Genomic DNA, 21,977 nt, shown 5'->3' with positions numbered 1-21,977 from the left:
AGCGTCACGGCGTGAGGGCGCCGGCGTGCTCGCGTTCGGCTTCGTCGAAGAAGTCCTCGTAGATTCCGATCTTGTAGGTGATCAGGTCGAGGCAACGGTGCAGGTCGCCGATCTGCGCGGTGACCCTGGCGTGGTGCTCGCGCAGGAGGGCCAGGCGCTCACCCTCGGTGCCGTCGCCCTGTCTGGCCAGCTCGGTGTAGCGGCGGATCTCAGGAACGGGCATGCCGGAGGTCCGCAGGATGACGCACAGGTTGAGCCACTCGATGTCGTTTTCGGTGTAGACGCGCCTCCCTCCCGCGTCGCGCCGCACCGGGTCGGCCAGGATGCCTTCACGCTCATAGAAACGCAGCGTGTGGACGCTCAGGCCGGTGCGCGCCGCAACCTCACCGATGGTCATAGTGGTCGAATTGTCCGTCATGTCGATAAGGATGAGGCTTGATCTAGAGTCGAGTCGAGCTCCTAGGCTGCCGCGCGTCAGCGACCCCGGTCTGGAAGACCGTCCCCAAGGAGCATGATCATGCACTATCGCGTCCTCGGCCGTACCGGCATGAAGGTCAGCGTGCACTGCCTCGGCACCATGATGTTCGGCGCGGTCGGCAATCCCGACCACGACGAGTGCGCGCGCATCGTGCACGCCGCGCTGGACGGCGGCGTCAACTTCGTCGACACCGCGGACATGTACTCGGCCGGCGAGTCCGAGGAGATCGTCGGCAAGGCGTTGTACGGACGACGCGACGAGGTGGTGCTGGCGACCAAGGTGCACTTCCCGATGGGCGAGGGCGTCAACAGGGGCGGCAACAGCAGGCGCTGGATCGTCACCGCGGTGGAGGACAGCCTGCGGCGGCTGCGCACCGACTGGATCGACCTCTACCAGGTGCACCGTCCCGACCACACCACGGACATCGAGGAGACCCTGTCCGCGCTCACCGACCTGGTGAGCCAGGGGAAGATCCGGGCCTTCGGCTGCTCGACGTTCCCCGCAGAAGAGATCGCCGAGGCGCATCATGTCTCCGAGCGCCGCGGCCTCCAGCGTTTCCGCACCGAGCAGCCGCCGTACTCGATCCTCGCCCGGGGCGTCGAAGCCTCCGTGCTGCCCACCTGCGCGCGGTACGGCATGGGCGTGCTGACCTGGGGGCCGCTGGCCTCGGGCTTCCTCACCGGCAGGAACCGCACGAGCCTGCCCGTCGACCTGACCACCGGCCGGGCCTTGCTCAACCCGGGCCGCTTCGACCCGGCCCTTCCGGTCAACGTGGCCAAGCTCGACATAGCCGAGCAGCTCGCCGCGCTCGCCACGGAGATCGGGTGCTCACTCCCCCAGCTCGCGGTCGCCTTCCCCGTGGCGCATCCGGCCGTAACCTCGGTCATCATCGGCCCGCGCACCATGGAGCAGCTGGAATCCCTTCTGGATGGCGCGTCCCTCACATTGGACGACGCGACGCTGGACCGCATCGACGAGATCGTGCCTCCGGGCACCGACGTCTACCACCCCGACGGCGCGTGGACGCACCCCGCCCTGGTGGACGTCGCGCTGCGGCGGCGCCCGCTCGCCGACCGCGCATGACGACCCAAGCCCCAATTGCCCTAAATATGTCGATAATTCGTGACGAATTGTCGAATCATGCCGTCATGGATTCATAATCGGATTTTTCGTTATTTGTGGCTGACCGATTTGCCGGAGATCATGGCCACAACCTTTACGGAAATCGCTTAACCCAACAGGAAAGCTCAATTCACCTGGAGTTCAGACGGCTCATCATACGGTGAAAGGCAATCGCCTACGATCATGGAGGCTCCGGTGACGAACCCTTCTCCCCGAAGGTTGCTCCCGCTGTTATCCGCTCCACGCTCGGGCGGCCGCGATGCCATGACCTGCCAGTTCCGCTGCGGCAATGCCTGTGCGCACGACGTTCCCAACACCAGTGACAATCCGTATTTCGGCGACATTCTCTCCGCCGTGTTTTCCCGGCGCGGCGCCCTCCGTGCGGGGGCGCTCGGCACGCTCGTCGCGACCGCCGGCGTCGCGGGGGCCTTTCCGGCCGTGGCCGGCACCGGCCACACCCCGGCCACCGGGCGCCGGGGCGGACTCGGATTCACCGCGGTCGCACCTAATTCCGCGGACGCGCTCACCGTCGCGGCCGGATATGCGTCCTCTGTCGTGGTGCGCTGGGGCGACCCGGTGCTTCCCGACGCGCCGAAGTTCGACTTCAACCGGCAGACGGCCGCGGCGCAGGCCAAGCAGTTCGGCTATAACTGCGACTTCGTGACGTTCTTCCCCCTGGGCCGCGACCGCGGCCTGCTCTGGGTCAACCACGAATACACGGACGAGAACCTCATGTTCCGCGGCTGGACCAGCGGGGACACCGCCCCGCTGGAGCAGATCAAGATCGGTCTCGCGGCGCACGGCGGCTCCATCGTGGAGGTGGAGCGGGCCGGGCGCACCGGCCAGTGGAAGCTCGTCACCCACGGACGCCGCAAGTACAACCGCCGTATCACCGCGCAGACCCGGATGGTCTTCACCGGGCCCGCGGCGGGCTCGGCGCTGCTCAAGACGGCGGCCGACAAGCACGGCACCACGGTCTACGGCACGCTCAACAACTGCGCGGGGGGCACGACCCCGTGGCAGACCGTCCTGAGCGGCGAGGAGAACTGGAACCAGTACTTCGTCGGCGGAGACGGCGTGCCCGAGGCGCAGAAGACCTACCTCGCCCGGTACGGCGTCAGCACCACCACGTCCATCCCGAGCGGCAACCGGCGCTTCGACCGGGTCGAGGAGCGGTTCGATCTCGCCAAGCACCCGCAGGAGATCAACCGGTTCGGCTGGATCGTGGAGGTCGACCCGTTCGACCCCCACTCCACGCCGGTCAAGCGCACCGCCCTGGGCAGGTTCGCGCACGAGGGCGCCACCACCACGCTCGCCCGCGACGGCCGAGTGGTCGTCTACATGGGCGACGACGGCCGGTTCGAGTACATCTACAAGTTCGTGTCGAAGGACCGCTACATCCCGGGCTACGACCGGCACAACCGTGACCTGCTCGACGAGGGCACGCTGTACGTCGCCAAGTTCACCGGCGACAGCCCGGCTGCCGAGATCGACGGTTCCGGCACGCTGCCGAAGGACCGCGCTTTCGACGGCTCGGGCACCTGGATCCCGCTGGTCAGCGGCAAGAAGTCCTACGTCACGGGCATGACGGCCCAGGAGGTGCTCGTCTACACCCGCGTCGCCGCCGACAAGGTGGGGGCGACCAAGATGGACCGCCCCGAGGACATCGAGCGCAACCCGGTCAACGGCGCCGTCTACGTCGCGCTGACCAACAACTCCAACCGCACCGCGGCCCAGGCCGACGAGGCCAACCCGCGGAGCGCCAACATGCACGGCCACATCCTGGAGATCGTGGAGCGCTGGAACGACGCGGGCGCGACGACGTTCGCCTGGTCGATCCCTCTCGTCTGCGGCGACCCCGCCGACCCCTCGACGTACTTCGCGGGCTACGACAAGAGCAAGGTCTCCCCCATCTCCTGCCCCGACAACGTCACCTTCGACGCCGAGGGCAATCTGTGGATCTCGACGGACGGCAACGCGCTCAAGAAGAACGACGGCCTCTTCGCGATGCCGTTGTCCGGCCCCGAGCGCGGTCGCGTGCGCCAGTTCCTGACCGTTCCGTACGGCGCGGAGACCTGCGGGCCGCTGATCACCCCCGATCAGCTGAGCGTGTTCGTCGCCGTGCAGCACCCGGGTGAGATCACCGGCGCGACCCCCGACAACCCGTTCAGCCACTGGCCCGACGGCGGCTCCTCCCAGCCCCGGCCGTCCGTCGCGGTCGCATGGCACAGGCAGGGCAAGAAGATCGGCTCCTGACCCGGGCCGGTTCCGCGAGGGCCGCGGGCGTGCTGCCCGCGGCCCTTCGCGCGAGCGCCGTCACGGAAGGCTGCGGGCGACGCCGTCCTCCGCGTAGAGGGTGACTCCGGCGTCGGCCGCCGCGATGGCCGTCCGCATCCTCCTGGCCAATGACGGAGGCAGAATGCCGTCGAGGTCGGCGGGAGGGGCGAAAAGGTGCTGGTCGAGTTCTCCCGGCGGGAGGCGGATCTGGTCGATCTGGGATGCGCTGAGCGTTCCCGCGTCGAAGACGAACATCAGCCCGGCGTCCCACGGCGGCTTCGGTGGCGCCCAGTCGACGCACGCCAGCCGCGCGGGCGACGGTGTGATCGACAGTTCCTCTTCTAGCTCGCGGACGAGCGCCGCGAGCGGAGACTCTCCGGCCTCGACCAGCCCGCCGGGGATCTCCCAGGTGTCCTTGTAGACCGGATGGACGAGCAGAACCCGCCCGCGCTCGTCCCGAAGAAGGGCTCCCGCCCCTGCCCGGAACCGGGGAACGGAGGCGACGAACGCCGCGAAAGACGCCGGTTCACTCATGGCACGACCCTACGAGAACCGGCCAGCGCGGCGCGCTCCCGCATGTGCAATGCCTAACCGTCGGGCCAGCATGCCGATGCGATGCCAGTGCACTCATGGGGCCGGAATCTGCGAGCGTATGGTGAATTGGTGACCACGTTTCCGGCCTTGCCCCTTCGACGGGCGGACGCGCCGAGCGACCCCGTGCGCGTGAACGACATGACCTCACCGGCCACGTCACCGGCCACCTCGCCGGACCGCGGGCAGGCGGCACGCACGCCGCAGCCGGCAAGACCTTCTCACAACGCCATCTGCCTGGGCGGCCCCTGCCACGGCATGCTCACCCGCGTCGAGCAGGACATCGGCCTCCTCACGGTGCCGGTGCCACGCCGCTCTCCTGAGGAGCCGGACAGCACCGCGTCCTACCGCGTCACCCGGGAGCGGGTGCATCATCCCTCGTCCGCGGAGCCGTTCGTCGCCTTGTACTGGGCGGACCCTCCGGCCGGGACCTGCTCGTGCGGGTGCAGCCGGTTCGACGCCGGACCCGGGCGGTGACGTGCCCGGGAGCAGTCCGCGGCCGCACGGGGTGCCTCGCTGGACGGGCGAGCGTGGCCGTAGGCTCCCGGCCATGGTCCTCGTGCGTCCCGCAACTCCCCATGACGTCGCCGAACTGATACGGCTCCGCGTGCTGCTGTTCTCCGATCTCGCCGCGGTGTGGGGACCCGCCTCGCTCGGCGCGGACGACTGGGAGGAACGCTGCAGGGTGGCACTGGCCGAGCAGGTCGCCGACACGGGTGTGCGGATCGCCGTCGTCGACGGCGAGACGGGCCTGGCCGCCTGCGGGATCGGGGCCGTCGACCGGCGGCTGCCGACGCCGTACAACCCGGGCGGGCTGATCGGTCACGTCTTCGGCGTCGTCACCGACCCGGCGTACCGCAAGCGGGGGTACGCCCGGGCGATCATGGAGGATCTCCTCGCGTGGTTCGAGGGCCGCGGCCTGCGCCGGGTGGATCTCAACGCCAGCCCCGACGGCCAGGGGCTCTACCGGAGCCTCGGTTTCGAGGACCACCCCGACCCGGTCCTCAGCCGCAAACTGTCAGCTTCTCGGCCGTAAACGACCGAGCTTGCAGCTCCTCGCCGTCGATGGCGTCGACGGTCCGGTCCGCGTCAGGCAGCGTGACTCACTGCCCAGCCCGCCTCACCGCGTGAGGCGATGTTGCGGGCTGCGTTGACGTCGGCGTGCTCAGCGAAGCCGCACGACGTACAGGCGAAGGTTTCCTGGTCGGGCCGGTTGTTCTTGTCCACGTGCCCGCAGTGCGAGCATTGCTGGGAGGTGTAGGACGGATCCACGTGGACCACGGCGACCCCGGCCCGGGCCGCCTTGTAGCCGATGAAGGCTCCCAGCTGGTGGAAGCTCCACGAATGCAGCGTGACCCGCTGGGGCTTGCGCAGCCGTACCCGGTCGCGGATGCCCTTAAGGTCTTCCAGGGCGATCCCTTGCCCGGTGCGTTCTGCCACGGTCACGATCTGCTTGGCGATGCTGTGGTTGACGTCCGCAGCGAAGCGGGCCTCCTTACGACGGCGCCGTTTCAGCAGCCGCCTGGCCGACCTGGTGGCCTTGGCCTGCAAGCGGCGGCGCAGCTCACGGTGCCTATGCCGGACCGCGTTCACGCCCTTGCCACTGTGCCGGACCCCATCGGAGATGGTAGCGATGTTGGCGATGCCCAGATCCACCCCGAGGAACCCGTCCGGCGCGGTGATCGAGACATCCGCCACCTCGACGGTGGCGTGCAGGAACCACATGCCCTCCCGCCACACCAGATCAGACTCACCCTTACGGTGCTTGGCCAGCAGCGCCAACTGCTGGGCCGAGCCGGTGAACGCGATACCGCGCAGCCGCCCGGCAATCGTCCAGATCGACACCGTCCGGTCTCCGTGCTGCCACGACAGGCACCGGTCGTCGTACGGCTGGGCCGCCGCAGGGCGGAAGGAGATCGGTTTGCTTTCAGCCTTGACCCGCCGCGCCGATCCTGGCTTGCCCAGGTGTCGGGCGGCCAGGTTGGCATGCAGGGTGCGATAGGCGTCGCAGACCTTCTTGATCACGTGCTGGGCGGCCTGCGCGGCCAGCCCGTAGGCGGTCTTGACCTGCTCGTAGGTGTGCTTACGCAGGTCGAAGTTACGGAAACACCGCTGCTGGAAGGCGACCCGCGAAACGAAGTCGGCGGCCTTGTTGGCGGCACGCAGCGTGGTCTCCAACGCCGCCGCCTGCTCGGGCGTCGGCAGGAGCTTCACCTGCACCACCAGCCTCACAATCGAACAAACTACCGTTTGGCCCATGTCACCGGGCTGGAAACCGAACCCGATATTCGACGAGGCCGTAGTGCCATCCACAACCCGCACGCCCATTTGGTCTCCCGCCCAAATACCGGCAGAAGGTATTCACCGACGAGATCTTGCGCCACTGCGAAGACATCATGATCGAGGTGTGCGACAGCTTCGGCGCGACGCTGGTGGAGTTCAACGGCGAGCATGACCATGTCCATCTCCTGGTCCACTACCCCGCCAGATCGCACTGTCCGGCCTGGTCAACAGCCTCAAAGGAGTCTCGGCCCGGTTGCTGCGCAAGGAGTACCCGGCCCATATCAGCAAGTATCTGTGGGGCGGCCATTTCTGGTCCCCGTCCTACTTCGCCGCCTCCTGCGGAGGAGCTCCGCTGTCGATCATCAAGGAGCACATCGACAACCAAAAGCACCCGGACTGACATCCGGACACAAGCCCAGGTTAGGGAAGCGACGCCTCCCGGACGTAAACGCCCGGGGTTCCTCGCTCGATGAGGCTGAAGACCGGCAAAAGTCATCTGAACCGCGAAATCGGATGAACTGCAAGCAATATTGTCAGACACTTATGGGGTGACGTCCGCAGCGTCACTCACCCCGGCACATCACCTGCCACAGGCGAGGCTGGCCGGCGACGACCCGGGGTGGCCGGCAACGGAGAGGATCTGCCCCTTGCGGTCGCCGACCGCGGGAGGGCGCCTCATCCGCGCCCACCCGGGCGAGGCGAGCAGACGGGGAGTGCGGTCCCCGGCATGGTCGCCGGCACCGGGTGGGCGACCGGTTCAGCCGCCCACCTCGGCGGGGTCGGCGCCCTCTTCGGCCGCGCGCCCTGTCGCGATCGGCAGGCACAGAGGCGTGCCGGTCACCGGGTGCGGGACCACCACGGCCTCGACGCCGAAGACGGCCCGGATCAGCTCGGGAGTGAGCAACTCGTCGGGGCTGCCCGTGGCGTGGACCCGGCCTCCCGCCACCGCGATCAGATGATGGGCGTACTGCGCCGCCTGGTTGAGGTCGTGCAGCACCATGACGACGGTCCGCCCCTGGGTCTGGTTCAGCTCGGCCAGCAGGTTGAGCACGTCGAGCTGGTGGGCGATGTCGAGATAGGTGGTCGGCTCGTCCAGCAGCATGATCGGGGTCTCCTGGGCCAGGGCCATGGCAATCCAGGCGCGCTGGCGCTGCCCGCCGGACAGGCGGTGCAGCGGCACGTCGGCCAGATCGTCCAGCCCGGCCGCCGTCAGCGCGTGTGCGACGGCCGCCTGGTCGTCGGCCGTGTCACGGGAGAACATCCCCCGATGCGGATGCCGCCCGAAACCGCACAACTCCCGTACGGTCAGACCTTCCGGGGCGAGCGGGCTTTGCGGCAGGAGGGCGAGCAGCCGGGCGACGGCGCGCCGGGGCCGGGTGGCGATGTCCTCGCCGTCGAGCAGCACCGTGCCGCCGAGCGGGTCGAGGGCGCGTCCCAGGGTGCGCAGCAGGGTGGACTTGCCGCAGCCGTTGGCGCCGATCAGGGCGGTGATCCTGCCTTCGGGCACGTCGAGGGTCACGTCGCCGAGGACCACGGCGCTGCCGTAGCCGGTGGACAGGCCGCGGGCGCCGAGCCCGTGCGCGCCGTGGTGGTCAGGCATGCTTTCTGGTCTCCCGGATGAGGAGGAACAACAGGTAGGGCCCGCCGACGACGACCGCCACGATGCCGGCTGGGATCTCGTTGGGCAGTGCGACGACCCGGCCGACGAAGTCGGCGAGGCACAGGATCAGCGCCCCGGTGACGGCCGACATCGGCACGAGGTGGCGTGCGCGCGACCCGACGGCGAACCGGGCCAGGTGGGGGGCCAGCAACCCGAGGAACCCGATTCCGCCCACACTCGTCACGGCGCCCGCGGTGAGCAGCACGGCCGCGATGATCAGCGTGGCGCGCACGCGCACGGGATGGCCGCCCAGGCTGACGATGCTGTCGTCGCCGAATCCGGCCAGGTCGGCCGCGCGCGTCGCCACGACGACGAGGGGAAGGCACACCGCCAGCCAGACCAGCAGGGCGGTCACGTCGGAGCGGTCGCTGCCGTACACGCTGCCCGCCAGCCACACCAGGGCCTGGTCGGCGCTCTGCGGCTCGCGCACGAGGAGGTATTCGATGGCCGCGCCCGCCAGCGCGGCCAGGGCCGCCCCGACCAGCACCAGCGTCACCGTGCTTGCGCCGATTCTCCGGCTGATCACCAGCAGCGCGGCCGCGGTGAGGGTGGTCCCGGCCAGCACGCCGAGGGGCACGGCCCACACCTGCGACGCGGGAGAGGCGAGCATGACCGCGACCGTCGCGCCGACGCCGCCGCCCTTGCTGAGCCCGACCACGTCGGGCGAGGCGAGCGGGTTGCGCATGGCGGCCTGGAGGAACACGCCGGCGATCGCGAGCGCGCCACCCGCGAGGATCGCAACGAGCACACGCGGCAGCCGGTACTCCTGCACGATGAACGCGTTGGAGCCGCCGGTCAGGCCGTCGACGACGTCGGACAACGACAACGAGACGGCGCCCCGCGCGATGCTCACCAGGGCGATGAGGACGAGCAGGGTCAGCGCCGCCGTGCAGGCCAGCAGTATTCGGGCCGGCCGGGGTCCGGCCGTGGGCGGGGTCGGAGCCTGAGCCGCCGGAGGCGTCATGGGCGGGGTCGCCGGTGGCTTCATCGGTGGCGTCATCTGTGGCGCTGCCTCACCGCGAGAAAGACGAACGACGGGGCCCCGATCAGTGCGGTCACGATGCCGACCGGCAGTTCCTGGGGGAAGGCGACGACCCGGCCGGCGAGGTCGGCGCACACGAGCAGCACCGGGCCGCCGACCATGCAGAGCACGGCGAGGCGGCGCAGGTCGCCGCCGCCGGGCAGGCGGCGCACGATGTGCGGGACGATCAGCCCGACGAAGCCGACGGGGCCGCTGACCGCGACCGCCGACCCCGCGAGCAGCACCACCAGCGCGGAGGCCAGCCCGGCGACGCGGCGGGTGTTCTGGCCGAGCGAGCCGCCCGTCATGACGTCGAGTTGGAGAAGACCGAGATGCCGGCCGGCCAGCAGCACGACCGCGCAGCAGACGAGCGTGAACGGCAGGATCACCGCGACCTTCGACCAGTCCGCCCCGGTGACCGAGCCCGCGAGCCAGAACACCATGTCCTGGGTGGTGTTGCTCATGATGAGCAGCGCCTGCACGAGCGCCGTGAGCACCAGTTGCAGGGTGACGCCGGCCAAGGCGAGCCCGACGGTGGTCACCGCGCCGGACACCGAGAGGAACCACATGATCGCGCCGACGGCGGCCGCTCCCGCGAAGGCGGGCACGACCAGGCCCGCCCCGCCCAGGGAGGGCAGGGCGACGGCGACCAGGACGATCGCGACGGAGGCGCCGGCATTGATGCCGAAGGTCTGCGGGGAGGCCAGCGGATTGCGGGTGAGCGTCTGGGCGATCAGGCCGGCGACGGCGAGGTTGGCCCCCACCAGCACGGTGAGCACCGCGCGCGGGAGCCGTACGTCGAGCACGAGGGCGTGGTCGGCTGAGCCGTCCCAGACGAAAAGCCCGTGCACGGCACGGGCGAAGGGCAGGCCGGAGGCCCCGACGCACACGCTGGCGACCACTCCGGCCGCCAGCAGTGCCGTCAGGACCAGGATCGGCCCCAGGTCCGCCGCGTGGGCAGAGCGTGCCGGGGCCGATCGCGGTGGCGCAGCCGTGTCAGGCGTCGACATGGTAGACGTTCTTCAGCACGGTCTTGGCGATCACCTCGGCGGTGCCGAGGCCGCGGAAGCGGGAGAACTGGTTGCGGTCGACCACGTAGACCTGGTTGTTCTTCACAGCGGAGATGCCCTTCCAGGTGGCGGTGTCCTTCCACTGGTCGTACGCGGTGCCCGAGCCGTCGATGGCGACGAGCAGCACGTCGGGGTTCACGGCCGCCACCCGTTCCAGACCGGCGCCCGACTCCTGCGGCTTGTCGGACTGGACCGCGGGGGTGAGACCGAGGGTCTGGAACACCGACCCGGTGAAGGACGTGGAGGTGTGCAGCGTCATGGAGTCGGGCGTCGAGACGGTCAGCATGAAGGTGCGCTTCTCCCCCTTGGGGATCTGCGCGGCCAGGGCCGCCATGGTCTCCTCGTGCTTGCGCACGACCGCCTCGCCGGCGGCGCGGTCGCCCAGGGCGTCGGCGATGGTGACGACCCCGTCCTTGATCTCCTGGTAGCTGCCCTCCCAGCTGTTGAGCACGATGGTCGGGGCGATCGCGCTGAGCTGCTTGTAGATCTTGGCGTGCCGGGTCGAGTCGGCGATGATCAGGTCGGGCTTGAGGCTGCTCACCAGCTCCAGGTTGGGCTCCAGGCGCGTGCCGACGGACGTGTAGCTGATCTTCTTGCCGAGCAGCTGCTGGATGCGGTCGGACGCGTTGTCGTCGGCGATGCCGACCGGGGTGACGCCGAGCTGGTCCAGGGCCTGGACGAAGGAGTATTCGAGCGCGACGACGCGCTTCGGCTTGCCGGGAACCTCGGTGGTGCCGAGCACGTGCTTCACGGCATGCGTGTCGCCGGACGGCGCAGCCGAGGACCCGCTGCCGGAACAGGCCGCGAGGACCATGGTCGCCATCAGCGCCGCCGCGAGCGCCGCCAGCCAGGAAAGTGCGCCGCCCCGCCGGGTGCGATGCCGTTGCATGCCGTTCCCCTCTCGCCTCACTAAAGTAAGGCTTACCTAATGAACGTCGCATAGCGTACAAAAGCATCGGCAAAGGTGGAACATCACCCCGGGAACTTGCGTCCCATCAGGCCCAACGCACGACGGCCACGGCGTCCCCCTCCGGCGTGGAGAGGGGATGCCGTGGCCGTACGGACAGGAGACCCCTTGCGGGCGTCGTTCACCGGTCCGGCGTCGTCACAGCTCCACCCCGGCGGCCTGCGACAGCAGGTCGTCGATGCGGGCGAGTTCGTCGTCGCCGAACGCCGGTCCCTGCAACGCCGCAAGGTTGTCGTCGAACTGCTTGACGCTGCTGGCTCCGACGATGACCGACGTGACGCGCTCGTCCCGGAGCACCCACGACAGCGCCGTCTGGGCGAGCGTCTGGCCGCGTCCGCGCGCCAGGGCGTCGAGGCCCTGCAGGGTGTTCTGCAGTGCGTCGTTCATGACCCCGGGCCTGAGGGTGTCGGCGCGCGACATCCTCGACCCCGCCGGGGTTCCGGTGAGGTAGCGGTCGGTGAGCAGCCCCTGCGCGAGCGGCGAGTAGCACACGCAGCCCACGCCGCCCGCGCCCAGCACGTCGAGCAGGCCGTTCTCCGGCTCCCGGTCGAGCATCGAGTAGCGCGGCTGGTGGACCGCGAGCGGCACCCGCAGCTCCTTCAGCAGCCGGATGGCCTCCTCGGTCTTCTTGGCGTCGTAGTTGGAGACTCCCACGTACAACGCCTTGCCCCGGGCCACGATGTCGGCCAGGGCGGTGACGGTCTCCTCGAGCGGGGTGTCCGGGTCGAAGCGGTGGGAGTAGAAGACGTCGACGTAGTCCAGCCCCATCCGCTTCAGCGACTGGTCCAGGCTGGCCACCAGGTACTTGCGCGACCCCCACTCGCCGTACGGCCCCGGCCACATGCGATAGCCGGCCTTCGACGAGATGATCAGCTCGTCGCGGTGGTGCCGCAGGTCGCCGCGCAGCACCACGCCGAAGTTCGACTCCGCCGAGCCCGCGGGGTTGCCGTAGTTGTTGGCGAGGTCGAAGTGGGTGACGCCGCGGTCGAAGGCGTGGGTGATGATCGCCCGGTGCCGGTCCGCAGGGCCGTCGTCTCCGAAGTTCTGCCACAGCCCCAGGGAGACTTCGGGGAGGAGCAGGCCGGACGTCCCGAGCCTTCGGTAGCTCATGCCGTCGTATCGGTTCGCGTCGGCGACGTATGCGCCGTTTGACTGCACTGGAGTTCTGACCTTTCTTTCGCGTGGCGCGCGTGCCCGCCCCGGCCTACCTGGAGGAAGGCGGGCACGCGCACCGATGCCTCACTGATCACGAAGCGGGCTGACGTCAGCCCGCGTGCAGGCCCTTGGCGGCGCGGATCAGCTCGGCGTAGCGGTGACCGCTGGCCTTGATGGTCCTGACCTGGGTGTCGTAGTCGACGTGGATCAGGCCGAACCGCTTCGCGTAGCCGTATGCCCACTCGAAGTTGTCCATGAGCGACCAGGCGAAGTACCCGGCCAGAGGAGCGCCCTGACGGACGGCCCTCGCACACGCGGCGAGGTGGTCCTCGAGGTACGCGATCCGCTCGGGGTCGTCGACGGCCCCCTCGGCGGTGACCTTGTCGTCCCAGGCGGAGCCGTTCTCGGTGATGTAGATCCGCTCTGCGCCGTATTCGCGGGTCAGGCGGAGCAGCAGCTGCTCCAGGCCGTCCGCGTTGACCTCCCAGCCCATGGCGGTGGTCGTCGCGCCCGGCACCGGCACCTGCCGCGCGTACGGCGCGGGACCCTCGGGGTCGTCGGTCACGATCTGCCGGAAGTAGTAGTTCAGCCCCAGGTAGTCGAGCGGCTGGGCGATCGTCTCCAGGTCGCCGTCCTGGATCGGCAGGTCGACGCCGTACACCTGGACCATGTCCTCCGGGTAGCCCCGGCCCAGGATCGGGTCGAGCCACCACCGGTTGACGTGACCGTCCATGCGCAGGGCGGCGGCGCGGTCCGCGTCGCTGTCCGTGGCGGGCACGATCGGGCTGAGGTTGTTGACGATGCCGACGGAGGGCGTCTTCTTGGCGACGGCGCGGATCGCCTGCGTGGCCAGCCCGTGGCCCAGGTGCAGGTGGTACGACGTGCGCACGGCCGCCTCGAGGTCCCGCAGGCCCGGCGCCATCGCGCCCTCGAGGTGGCCGATCCACGAACTGCACAGCGGCTCGTTCAGCGTGGTCCAGTCGGTGACGCGGTCGCCGAGCGCCTCGGCCACGGCGGTGGCGTAGTCGGCGAAGCGATAGGCGGTGTCCCGCCGGGGCCAGCCGCCCTCGTCCTGGAGCGCCTGCGGCAGGTCCCAGTGGTAGAGCGTCACGAACGGCCGGATGCCGGCCTCGAGCAGGGCGTCGACGAGCCGGTCGTAGAAGGCCAGTCCCTTGGCGTTGACCGCGCCCGAGCCCGTGGGCACGACCCGCGGCCAGGCGATCGACAGCCGGTAGGCGTCCACGCCGAGCTGCTTGATCAGGCCGACGTCCTCCTGCCACCGGTGGTAGTGGTCGCAGGCCACGTCGCCCGTGTCGCCCCCGTCGGTCGCGCCGGGGACGCGGCTGAAGGTGTCCCAGATGGACGGCAGCCGGCCGTCCTCGTCGACGGCGCCCTCGATCTGGTAGGCCGAGGTGGCCACTGCCCAGACGAAGTCGTCCGGGAAGGCCGTGAGATCCGGGCCGTCCCCCCGATGCGGCTCCATGATGCCGTTCTCCTTGGTAAGAGTGGTGTGGTGATCGGTCGTGCCGTGCGGACCGGGACGGGTCACTTGACCGCGCCCGCGGTGAGGCCCTGCACGAGGTAGCGCTGGAGCAGCAGGAACCCGGCCACCACCGGGATGCTGACGACCAGCGAGGCCGCCATGATCTGGTTCCAGTACACGTTGTTCTGTGTGGCGTATCCCTGCAGGCCGACGGCGAGCGTTCTGCTCGACTCGTCGGTCATGACCGAGGCGAACAGCACCTCACCCCACGCGCTCATGAACGCGTAGATGAGGACGGCGATGATGCCGGGGGTCGCGGCGGGGATGACGACGCGGATCAGCGCGCCGACCGGCCCGCTGCCGTCGACCTTGGCTGCCTCGTCGAGCGCGACGGGGATGGAGTCGAAGTAGCCGACCAGCATCCAGATCGAGAACGGCAGCGAGAACGTCAGATACGTGATGATCAGACCGGTGCGGCTGGCGTACAGGTCCACGCCGATCGCGGTGCCGAGGTTCACGTAGATCAAGAAGAGCGGCAGCAGGAACAGGATGCCGGGGAACATCTGGGTCGACAGAACCGTGATCGAGAAGGCCCTGCGCCCGGCGAACCGGAAGCGGCTGACGGCATAGGCCGCGAAGATCGCGACCACGACCGAGACGACCGACGCAATGCTCGACACGATGGCGCTGTTGACGAAGTAGTGCGCGAGGGGAACCGTCGACCACATGTCGCGGAAGGCGCTGAAGGTGATCGTCGTGGGGATCCAGTGGAAGTCCCCCTGGACGTCCTTCAGCGGCTTGATCGACGATGTGATCATCACGTAGATCGGCGTCACCGTGAACAGGCCGAGCAGGCCGAGTCCGATGATGCGCACCCACTTCAGCCATTTGGGGTCACGCATCGCTCCTCCTCCGCGAGGTGATCACCAGGTAGACCGCCGTGACCAGCAGCAGGAACAGCAGGAGCAGCACGGACATGGCCGAGCCGGTTCCGAAGTTCCAGGTGACGAACGAACTCTGGTAGATGTGGATCGAGATCAGGTCCGCCTCTTGGGGCGCCGTCTTACCGAACAACACGTACGGCGTGTTGAAGTCGTTGAAGGTCCACAGGAACAGGACCAGGACGAGCACCTGGTTGACCGGCCGCAGCATCGGGAGCGTGACCGAGCGCAGCTGCCGCATCCATCCCGCGCCGTCGATCGCCGACGCCTCGTACAGGTCCCGCGGGATGTTCTGCAGGCCGGCCATCAGCACCAGGAAGGCGAACGGCCACCAGCGCCACAACGACACCACGATGATGGAGATGAAGCTGTTCGACCCGATGAGCCAGAAGGGCTTGTCGCCGAACAGGTGCAGTTGGTCCACCAGCACGTGGTTGACGAGCCCCGATTCACGCTGCAGCAGGAAGCTCCAGGTGATCACACCGGCGTAGACGGGCAGCGCGTACGGCACGAGGAACAACGCCCGCAGGACGCCCCGCCCGCGGAACTCCCCCTGCATCAGCACGGCTCCGGCCACCCCGAAGAACCAGGACAGCGCGACCGTGATCACGGTGAACAGGATCGTCACGAAGAACGAGTGGAGCAGCGCGCGGCCGACGGGGGCGTTGAAGTCCACCGCCAGGTGGTAGTTCGACCACCCCGCGGACGGGGCCGCCGACCAGTTCCGAATGTAGAGCTGGGTGAGCTTGATGAAGCTCATGCCGATCCCGATCACCATCGGGATCAGGTGGACGAGCAGTTCCAGCACGAGGGCGGGCAGGATCAGCAGGTACGGCAGGCCGAGACGGCGCAGCCTCACCCAGAGCCGGGGGGTGACCCGGCCCCTCCCACCTCCGGCTGGTGGTGGAGGCCCCCCCGGGTCTCCGGATCCCCGTCCCCCGCCGGGCCGGGACGTGGCGGACACGACCATTGACGTCCTTCCGATCTTCAATCGTGCATGGTCAGGCACGGGGTGCCGGGCGGTGGATCGTCACCGCCCGGCACCCCGGAGCAGGTCTGCTCAGCTGGTCATCTGCTGGTTGGCCTCGGTGAGCTTGGCCTTCACCGTCTCGTCGGTGATCGGCTTGCCGCTGGCCGCGTCCGCGAACAGCTGGTTCATCGCGTTGCCGACCAGGGTCTCGAACTGGCTCTCGTTGGTCACCTGGGGCAGCGGAGCGGCCGTGTTGGCCAGGATCTGCTGGTACGTCTTGATCTCCGGAGTCTGGAACGCCGGGTCGTCGTAGGCGTCGGTGACCGTCGGCAGCGAGCCGTAGGCCTTGTTGAGGTCCTGCTGCGTCTGCTTGCTGGTCATGAACTTCACGAACTTCAGCGCGCCGTCCTTGTTGGCGGCGCTGTTGAAGACGGAGATGTTGATGCCGCCGACCATGCTGTCGATCTGCTTGCCGCCCGAGGAGGGGTCGGGCAGCGGGATCGGCGCGACGCCGTAGTCGTCGGGGGTCATGCCGCCCGTCTTGAGCGTGCCGCTGGCCGACTGCCACATCACCATGGCGGCCTTGCCGCCGATGAAGTCCTGAAGCGCCTCGGTGCCGTTGGAGTACGCGGCGTCACTCGGGTTGGTGATCTTGTCCGAGGCGATGAAGTCGAGGTACTGCTTGACGGCGGCCACGTTCGCCGGCGAGTCGAACTGCGGCTTGCCCGAGCTGTCGAACAGGTCACCGCCCTGCTGCTGGCCGAGCGTGAAGATCATGTGGGCGTTCTCGCTGACGCTGGCGCCCTCGACGGCCAGGCCCCACTTGCCGTCCTTGGTGAGCTTCTTGCCGTCGGCGACCAGCTCGTCCCAGGTCTTCGGCGCGTCGGCGATGCCGGCGTCCTTGAACATGTGCTTGTTGTAGTAGAGGGCGTAGGCCGTGCTGTAGAGCGGCGCGCCGACGGGGGGCTGCCCGGGGGCACCCGTCGCCGCGAGGCTCGGGCCCAGGAAACGCGCCTTGCCGCCGAGGGTGTTCAGCTGGGTGTCGTCGAGCGGAACGAACGCGCCGGTCGCCTGCAGCGAGGCCGACCAGGTGTTGCCGATGTTGACGACGTCGGGGCCCTTGCCGGAGGTGGCCGCGGCCAGGATGCGGTTGAGCAGGTCGGACCAGGGGACGACCTCGAGGTTCACCTTGATGCCGGTTTCCTTGGTGAACCGGTCGAGCTCCGGCTGGAGGATCTGCTTGTCGCTCTCCAGGCTCGTGCCCTGGTTGGACGCCCAGTAGGTGATCGACGAGCCCGCGCCTCCACTGGCGGACCCGCCGCTGGACGAGTCGTTGCTGTTGCCGCAGGCCGCGGCGGCGAACATCAGAGCGCCTGCGACGGCGAAGACGTACGGCTTGCGTGTACGCACAGTTGTTCCTCACTAATTCCGGACGGGACCGCTTCGCCCTCCCAGGCGGTGCGGGTCGAGGTGATCGATCAGTGATGGCTGATCAGCGGGGTGGACATGTTCTGTGCCCTGGGGGCCGTCCCAAGATCGCGATACGACCTGGCTCCCTATTTAAGCAGAAATGTCGTAAATGTCACGTTTGCATCATTGGTTTCCGTTTTAGCACCGATCATTTGGCGTCGGCGGGGATTTGCCGGCCCCTGCATCGGCACTTCTCGGCCTCTTCGCCCGCAACCACGCCGGCCGGCCGCCTCGCGGGCGGGAGATCCGTACGGGGAGTCCGGCCAGGTCTCGCGTCGAGGGCGAAGACGGTGCGCAGCATGGTCGCCGCTCGATCCGGGCCGCCCGGGTGTGGTCGTGTCCACGTCGCGCGCGCAGTGCGCGGCGCTGCCCGGGGAGGCGCCGGCGAGCCGATCGTGTCGATCAGCCCGGCATGGCGATTCTCAGCTTCCTGTGTCCCAACGGAGTCTTTCTGGTTATGGCGATAGTCCTCGGCGCGAGCACACCATGAGGGACGGCGGAGCACCGGCGAGTGGGATGTCTCGTCTGTGGCGTCCCGGGCGGCGCGGGGGGTTCCGCGTCTGCCCGTAGGTCCCGATGGCGACCGTTTCGGTCGCGTTGTGAGCTACTGCAGGGGCGTTACCGCAATGTTACGAAGGGGTATTTATTAAAGGTTTTTCGATACACTAGCCACAGGCTAGATCGGGCGTCAACAGTCAAAATGGCAAAGGGCCTGCGGCTGCCGGTACGGCCCAGCCGAAGTGCCCCGTGAACGGGCGGAACGAGCCATGGGTGACCGCTCGCGAGGCCGGGGGAAATGACGCTTCGCGCCGTCCGTATGGGCACGGCAGGCATCCCCGACGGCAGGCCGCCGGTCGCTGTCGAGAGGCGCGGAGAGGGCCCGGGGCTACCGGGCGTCGGCGGCGCGCAGGGTCGTGGCGGGCCAGCGGTCGCTGTGCGGCGAGCCGAACAGCCGGCCCTCGACCTCGTTGAGCGCGCGGCGCACTCCGCCGAGGACGGTCGCCCTGTTCCCCAGGGCCGACAGCGCCAGCCGCGGCGGCGGGGCGGCCAGCCTGCGGTAGAGGTCCAGCGTCTGCTCCTCGATCGGCGGCATCAGCCGGTCGGCGGCCTCGGCGGAAAGACCGCAGACGACGACGAGCTCCGGGTCGAGCAGCGTGGCCAGCATCGCGATGGGACGTGCCACGATCCCGCCCACCTCGTCGGCGATCCGCCGGGCGGCGGGGTCTCCCCGATCGAGCGCGGCGAACACGACGTCGGGCGTGACCTGTCCCGGGTCGCCGTGCGCCAGGTCGTGGAGCACGCCTTCCCGGTCGGCCGGGTCGCGAACCTCATCGGCTCCGAGCTGGGCCATCTTGTTCATCACGCCGCCGGCCGGCCCCATGCCCGACAGCAGGTCGACGGACGTCATCTCACCGGCCAGCCCCTTGCTGCCACGCACGAGACGGCCGTTGACGATGAGCCCGGCCCCGAAGCCGTTCTCGCACACGTCGAGCAGCACGGCGTTGTCGTATTTGCGGGCGGCGCCCTGCCACTGCTCGCCGATCATCGCGAGGTTGGCGTCGTTCTCGGCGACCACCGGCCACGGGAGCGTCTCGTGAAGCCGTGTGATGACGTCGCGTGTGCCGGCCCGATACTCCGCGGCGGTCGAGGGCTCGTACTCGCGGGACTGCACGGGGGCGGGGATGCTCACGCAGGCCTGCCACACCGCGTCGGGCGCGATTCCGGCGAGTTCGACCACGTCGTGGGCGATCTCCGGACCGTGCACGGCGACCTGTGACCGCAGGCTCGGGTCGGGGGTGATCTCGCGGGACAACTCGCCGCAGACTCCGCCGGTCAGGTCGGCGACGGCGGCCGTGACGCGGCCTTCCCGGATGTCGAGGGACAGGACGAACCCGGCGCGGGGGTTGATCTGGTAGCGGCGGGCGGGACGGCCGGGCTGGGAGTCCTGGACGGGGTCGTTGTCCACCTCCACCACGAGCCCCTGAGCGATGAGCCAGTCGCAGGTCGTGTGGATGGTGGGGCGCGACAGGCCGGTCACCGTCATGAGGTCCCGGGCGGTGCAGGACTCCCGCGCGCGCATGGCCTCATAGACGGCGGCGGCGTTCATCCAGCGGATCTGGGCCGCGGACGGGGTGCTTGTGCGCCTGGACACCGTGTTCCCTCCTAGCTCCGGCCTGCCGGCGATGCGTGGGCGCACGTGATCAAGCTACCCACGGCCCACCTTCGTGGAGTCGTGCCAAGTGCGCGGGGAGGCGCTGATCAGCAGGTCAGGGCAGGTGTGGTTGCTTGTCGACGTCAGGTGGCGGGCCGGCCGGTCCGGAAGAGCCGCGGCCCGCAGGCCCACCCTGCCGGACGCGCTCGAACGCCCCAGCCGGGGCCTTCGCCGGGATTGAGCGTATTACATGTCGGCGCATAGCGAGAAGCACACCCCGGCCACCCGTCGTAGAGCGCTCTCACGGCGCAGCACCATTCCGGACTTATTGTGACATTTGAAATGAGACATCCGTAAAGCCATTAACATTTCTCATGACATGAAGTCAGATCAATTATCATCCGCTCGGCGCACCTGGTCGGATCGCCCGAAGCCACTGGTTTGATCGCCCGCGGGAAACGAGCCGGGGAGCGATGAGGCATAACGCGCGGACACCGTCAGCGGAAAGATCTCACCGGCTACGGCCGTATATGCGCGTGCGGGTGTACGGCGCGAATCCGATCGATTCATAGAGCCGTTTCGGCGCGGGATAGGCGGCGTCTCCGCGCGCGTAAACGATGGCGCGCCGGCCGCCCGCCCGGGCGAACGCGTGCAGCACCGCGACGCATACCGCGCGGGCCAGGCCGAGGCGGCGCCGGCCCGGCCGCGTGCCGACCGGCTCGAACGCCCCGACGCCGTTCGTCTCGTCGAACCAGCCCTGGCAGTAGGCCTCGACCTCACCGTCGGGTGAGGTGACCACGAGGTCGTATTCGGGCCGGTACGGCCACTGCATCCTCATGCGGGCGTGCCGTTCGGCGGTGACCCGGGCCGAGCCGAAGGCGGCGCGATGCGCGGCGGCGCGACCGGCGACGCCGGCGTCGTCGCGCTGGACATCGATCGTGTAGCCGTCGGGCATGCCGGGAACCTCCGGCAGCCCCGTCAGCGGGCGGCCCATGCACACCATGAACGGGCCGTCGTCGGCGGCGGTGTAGCCCCGCCGTTCCAGGGCGGCGATCAGATGAGTCTCCGTCGCGGCGACCTCTACGGACGGCGGCCCGCCGGCCGTGTGCTCGGCCCACGCCAGCACGTCGCCGGCCATCTCGGGATGCTCCGGATCGACCTGGAGCATCAGGGAGTCCGGAGACTCCAGCCAGCCCCAGGCCAGGGTGCGATCCCCCGCCGTCCAGACGGCGGTCGGGCATTCGAATTGGCTGCCGAGGGCCAAGCACCAGTTCCAGGTGAGGTCGCCGGCATGCCGGTAGCCGGTCACGGGGAAGACGCGGGAGGCCAGTTCCTGCATGGCCCGCAATGCGACGGGTCCGGCGTGCTCATCGCGGCGCATGGCCGCCATGGTTCCCGCGGCGCGCGGGTTCGCGCAATCGAGAATCCGCCCGGTCAGATCCTTCCGTTGCGGCGCAGGAGGTCGATGGCGCTCACGGTGGTGTAGCCGCGCCATTCCATCGCGGCCGCGGGTGAGATCGGGGCGAAGTCGATCGTCCACCCGCCGTCTCCGGCCTGCGAACCGGCCAGGCGGTCCAGGTCGGCCGAGACCGCCTCAGGCGTGAACAGCTTCCGTGCCGGGGTGCCGGGATACGGCGCGACGCCGAGCGGGCGAAGCGTCTCCCCCTCGGCGCCTCCTTCGACGGGTAGAAGGCCGTCGGAAGGGAAGTACGCGCCCACGTGGCCGAGGAGATCTTCCGCCTGGGGATGCGTGGCGTGCACGGCGTCGAGGAATCGCGCCACAAAAAGCAGCGTGTAGGCGTGCGGCGCCTCGTCGAGCGCCGCGATGCCCGCCAGGCAGTACGCGGTGGCCCGGCCGAGCCAGGGATGGGCGGCCACGGCCGGGTCCTGCACCGCCACGCGGTGGGCGCCCGCCGCGACCGCGGCGGTGATCTGCAGTGAGGAGACGGTGGTGTCGGCGCCGGCCCACCAGGGGGCGTTCCCTGCGCCGTCTCTGGTGGGCAGGGCGAACGGCACGCCGCCGTCGGGGAAGGAGACCGACTCCAGCCAGTCGCACAGCCCGGCCGCACGCCCGGCCGCGGCCGGGCCGATCTCGTCGAACACCTCGAAGGCGTGCAACGCGCCGGCCGGCTGGCTCTCCGGTGAACGCAGGTCGGGCTCCAGCCCCCAGCCGTAGCCGCCGTCGGGATTGCGGTAGCCGTCCAGCGCATTCAGCGTCGCGGCGACGTCGCCCTCGCCGGTCAGAAACGCGAAGCGGCGGCGGTCGAGGAGACGGGCGTGCGTGGCCATGAAGGCGGCCGCCGCGGAAAGGTCGATGCTCACCGGCTCATCGTGCCC

General features: G+C 69.3%; 19 protein-coding genes and 1 pseudogene. 5 read left to right on the top strand and 15 right to left on the bottom strand.

The genetic code is table 11. The features are described from left to right. Positions 1-4: 4 nt before the first annotated feature. Entirely contained in the window at positions 5-418 is a 414-nt protein-coding gene (locus Pth03_RS30550; RefSeq protein ID WP_239119482.1) for a MerR family transcriptional regulator, read from the bottom strand. 99 nt (positions 419-517) lie between these two features. Here Pth03_RS30550 and Pth03_RS30545 point away from each other — a divergent pair, with 99 nt between their 5' ends. Both Pth03_RS30545 and Pth03_RS30540 read left to right on the top strand, forming a co-directional pair. Further along, the gene (locus Pth03_RS30545) at positions 518-1,561 is read left to right on the top strand and encodes an aldo/keto reductase (protein WP_203947882.1); all 1,044 of its coding nucleotides are present in this window, start codon (positions 518-520) and stop codon (positions 1,559-1,561) included. Between the two features lie 222 nt (positions 1,562-1,783). Beyond that, entirely contained in the window at positions 1,784-3,856 is a 2,073-nt protein-coding gene (locus Pth03_RS30540) for a PhoX family protein (protein WP_203947881.1), read from the top strand. A gap of 60 nt (positions 3,857-3,916) precedes the next feature. On the opposite strand, the gene Pth03_RS30535 is transcribed toward Pth03_RS30540, so the two are convergent. Beyond that, positions 3,917-4,411 (bottom strand): NUDIX domain-containing protein, encoded by a 495-nt coding sequence (locus tag Pth03_RS30535; protein ID WP_203947880.1) that lies wholly within the window; start codon positions 4,409-4,411, stop codon positions 3,917-3,919. 129 nt (positions 4,412-4,540) lie between these two features. On the opposite strand from Pth03_RS30535, the gene Pth03_RS30530 reads away from it, so the two are divergent. Both Pth03_RS30530 and Pth03_RS30525 read left to right on the top strand, forming a co-directional pair. Beyond that, a complete protein-coding gene (locus Pth03_RS30530) occupies positions 4,541-4,945 on the top strand; it encodes a hypothetical protein (protein ID WP_203947879.1) in 405 nt (134 codons plus the stop codon). A gap of 73 nt (positions 4,946-5,018) precedes the next feature. Beyond that, positions 5,019-5,504, top strand: coding sequence for a GNAT family N-acetyltransferase (locus tag Pth03_RS30525; RefSeq protein ID WP_203947878.1), 486 nt, complete (start codon positions 5,019-5,021; stop codon positions 5,502-5,504). Between the two features lie 53 nt (positions 5,505-5,557). Here Pth03_RS30525 and Pth03_RS30520 read toward each other — a convergent pair whose 3' ends face one another. After that, complete coding sequence (locus tag Pth03_RS30520) at positions 5,558-6,727, bottom strand: RNA-guided endonuclease InsQ/TnpB family protein (RefSeq protein ID WP_203947877.1); 1,170 nt, start codon at positions 6,725-6,727, stop codon at positions 5,558-5,560. A gap of 9 nt (positions 6,728-6,736) precedes the next feature. Here Pth03_RS30520 and tnpA point away from each other — a divergent pair. After that, a pseudogene (gene tnpA, locus Pth03_RS30515) lies at positions 6,737-7,151 on the top strand (IS200/IS605 family transposase). A gap of 357 nt (positions 7,152-7,508) precedes the next feature. Here tnpA and Pth03_RS30510 read toward each other — a convergent pair. The 12 genes from Pth03_RS30510 to Pth03_RS30455 all read right to left on the bottom strand — a co-directional run bounded on the left by Pth03_RS30510 (position 7,509) and on the right by Pth03_RS30455 (position 21,962). After that, positions 7,509-8,351, bottom strand: coding sequence for an ABC transporter ATP-binding protein (locus tag Pth03_RS30510; protein WP_203947876.1), 843 nt, complete (start codon positions 8,349-8,351; stop codon positions 7,509-7,511). Beyond that, positions 8,344-9,399 carry a FecCD family ABC transporter permease gene (locus tag Pth03_RS30505; protein WP_203947875.1) on the bottom strand — a complete coding sequence of 352 codons (1,056 nt, stop codon included), beginning with the start codon at positions 9,397-9,399 and terminating at the stop codon, positions 8,344-8,346. Before Pth03_RS30505 ends, Pth03_RS30510 begins: the two co-directional genes overlap by 8 nt. Positions 9,400-9,407: 8 nt before the next feature. Continuing rightward, entirely contained in the window at positions 9,408-10,442 is a 1,035-nt protein-coding gene (locus tag Pth03_RS30500) for a FecCD family ABC transporter permease (RefSeq protein WP_203947874.1), read from the bottom strand. Then, a complete protein-coding gene (locus tag Pth03_RS30495; protein WP_203947873.1) occupies positions 10,429-11,391 on the bottom strand; it encodes an ABC transporter substrate-binding protein in 963 nt (320 codons plus the stop codon). The genes Pth03_RS30500 and Pth03_RS30495 overlap by 14 nt, the downstream gene beginning before the upstream one ends. A 216-nt stretch (positions 11,392-11,607) precedes the next feature. Next, positions 11,608-12,579 carry an aldo/keto reductase gene (locus tag Pth03_RS30490; protein ID WP_203947902.1) on the bottom strand — a complete coding sequence of 324 codons (972 nt, stop codon included), beginning with the start codon at positions 12,577-12,579 and terminating at the stop codon, positions 11,608-11,610. Positions 12,580-12,733: 154 nt separating this feature from the next. Then, entirely contained in the window at positions 12,734-14,107 is a 1,374-nt protein-coding gene (locus Pth03_RS30485; protein WP_203947872.1) for a GH1 family beta-glucosidase, read from the bottom strand. Positions 14,108-14,169: 62 nt separating this feature from the next. Then, complete coding sequence (locus Pth03_RS30480; protein ID WP_203947871.1) at positions 14,170-15,009, bottom strand: carbohydrate ABC transporter permease; 840 nt, start codon at positions 15,007-15,009, stop codon at positions 14,170-14,172. Beyond that, positions 15,002-15,907, bottom strand: a complete 906-nt coding sequence (locus tag Pth03_RS30475) for a carbohydrate ABC transporter permease (protein ID WP_239119481.1) — start codon at positions 15,905-15,907, stop codon at positions 15,002-15,004. The genes Pth03_RS30480 and Pth03_RS30475 overlap by 8 nt, the downstream gene beginning before the upstream one ends. Before the next feature lie 201 nt (positions 15,908-16,108). Beyond that, on the bottom strand, positions 16,109-17,428 hold the full coding sequence (locus tag Pth03_RS30470) for an extracellular solute-binding protein (protein ID WP_203947870.1): 1,320 nt from the start codon (positions 17,426-17,428) through the stop codon (positions 16,109-16,111). Positions 17,429-18,374: 946 nt separating this feature from the next. Continuing rightward, positions 18,375-19,640, bottom strand: coding sequence for an ROK family transcriptional regulator (locus tag Pth03_RS30465; protein WP_203947869.1), 1,266 nt, complete (start codon positions 19,638-19,640; stop codon positions 18,375-18,377). 511 nt (positions 19,641-20,151) lie between these two features. After that, positions 20,152-21,021 (bottom strand): GNAT family N-acetyltransferase, encoded by an 870-nt coding sequence (locus Pth03_RS30460; protein WP_203947868.1) that lies wholly within the window; start codon positions 21,019-21,021, stop codon positions 20,152-20,154. Between the two features lie 53 nt (positions 21,022-21,074). Next, complete coding sequence (locus Pth03_RS30455) at positions 21,075-21,962, bottom strand: hypothetical protein (protein ID WP_203947867.1); 888 nt, start codon at positions 21,960-21,962, stop codon at positions 21,075-21,077. Between the last annotated feature and the right edge of the window lie 15 nt (positions 21,963-21,977).

This window comes from Planotetraspora thailandica, assembly GCF_016863335.1.
GTDB classification, from domain to species: Bacteria; Actinomycetota; Actinomycetes; order Streptosporangiales; family Streptosporangiaceae; genus Planotetraspora; species Planotetraspora thailandica.
The sequence above is the reverse complement of the archived record's forward strand: the minus strand, read 5'-3'. Positions and strand labels throughout refer to the sequence as shown.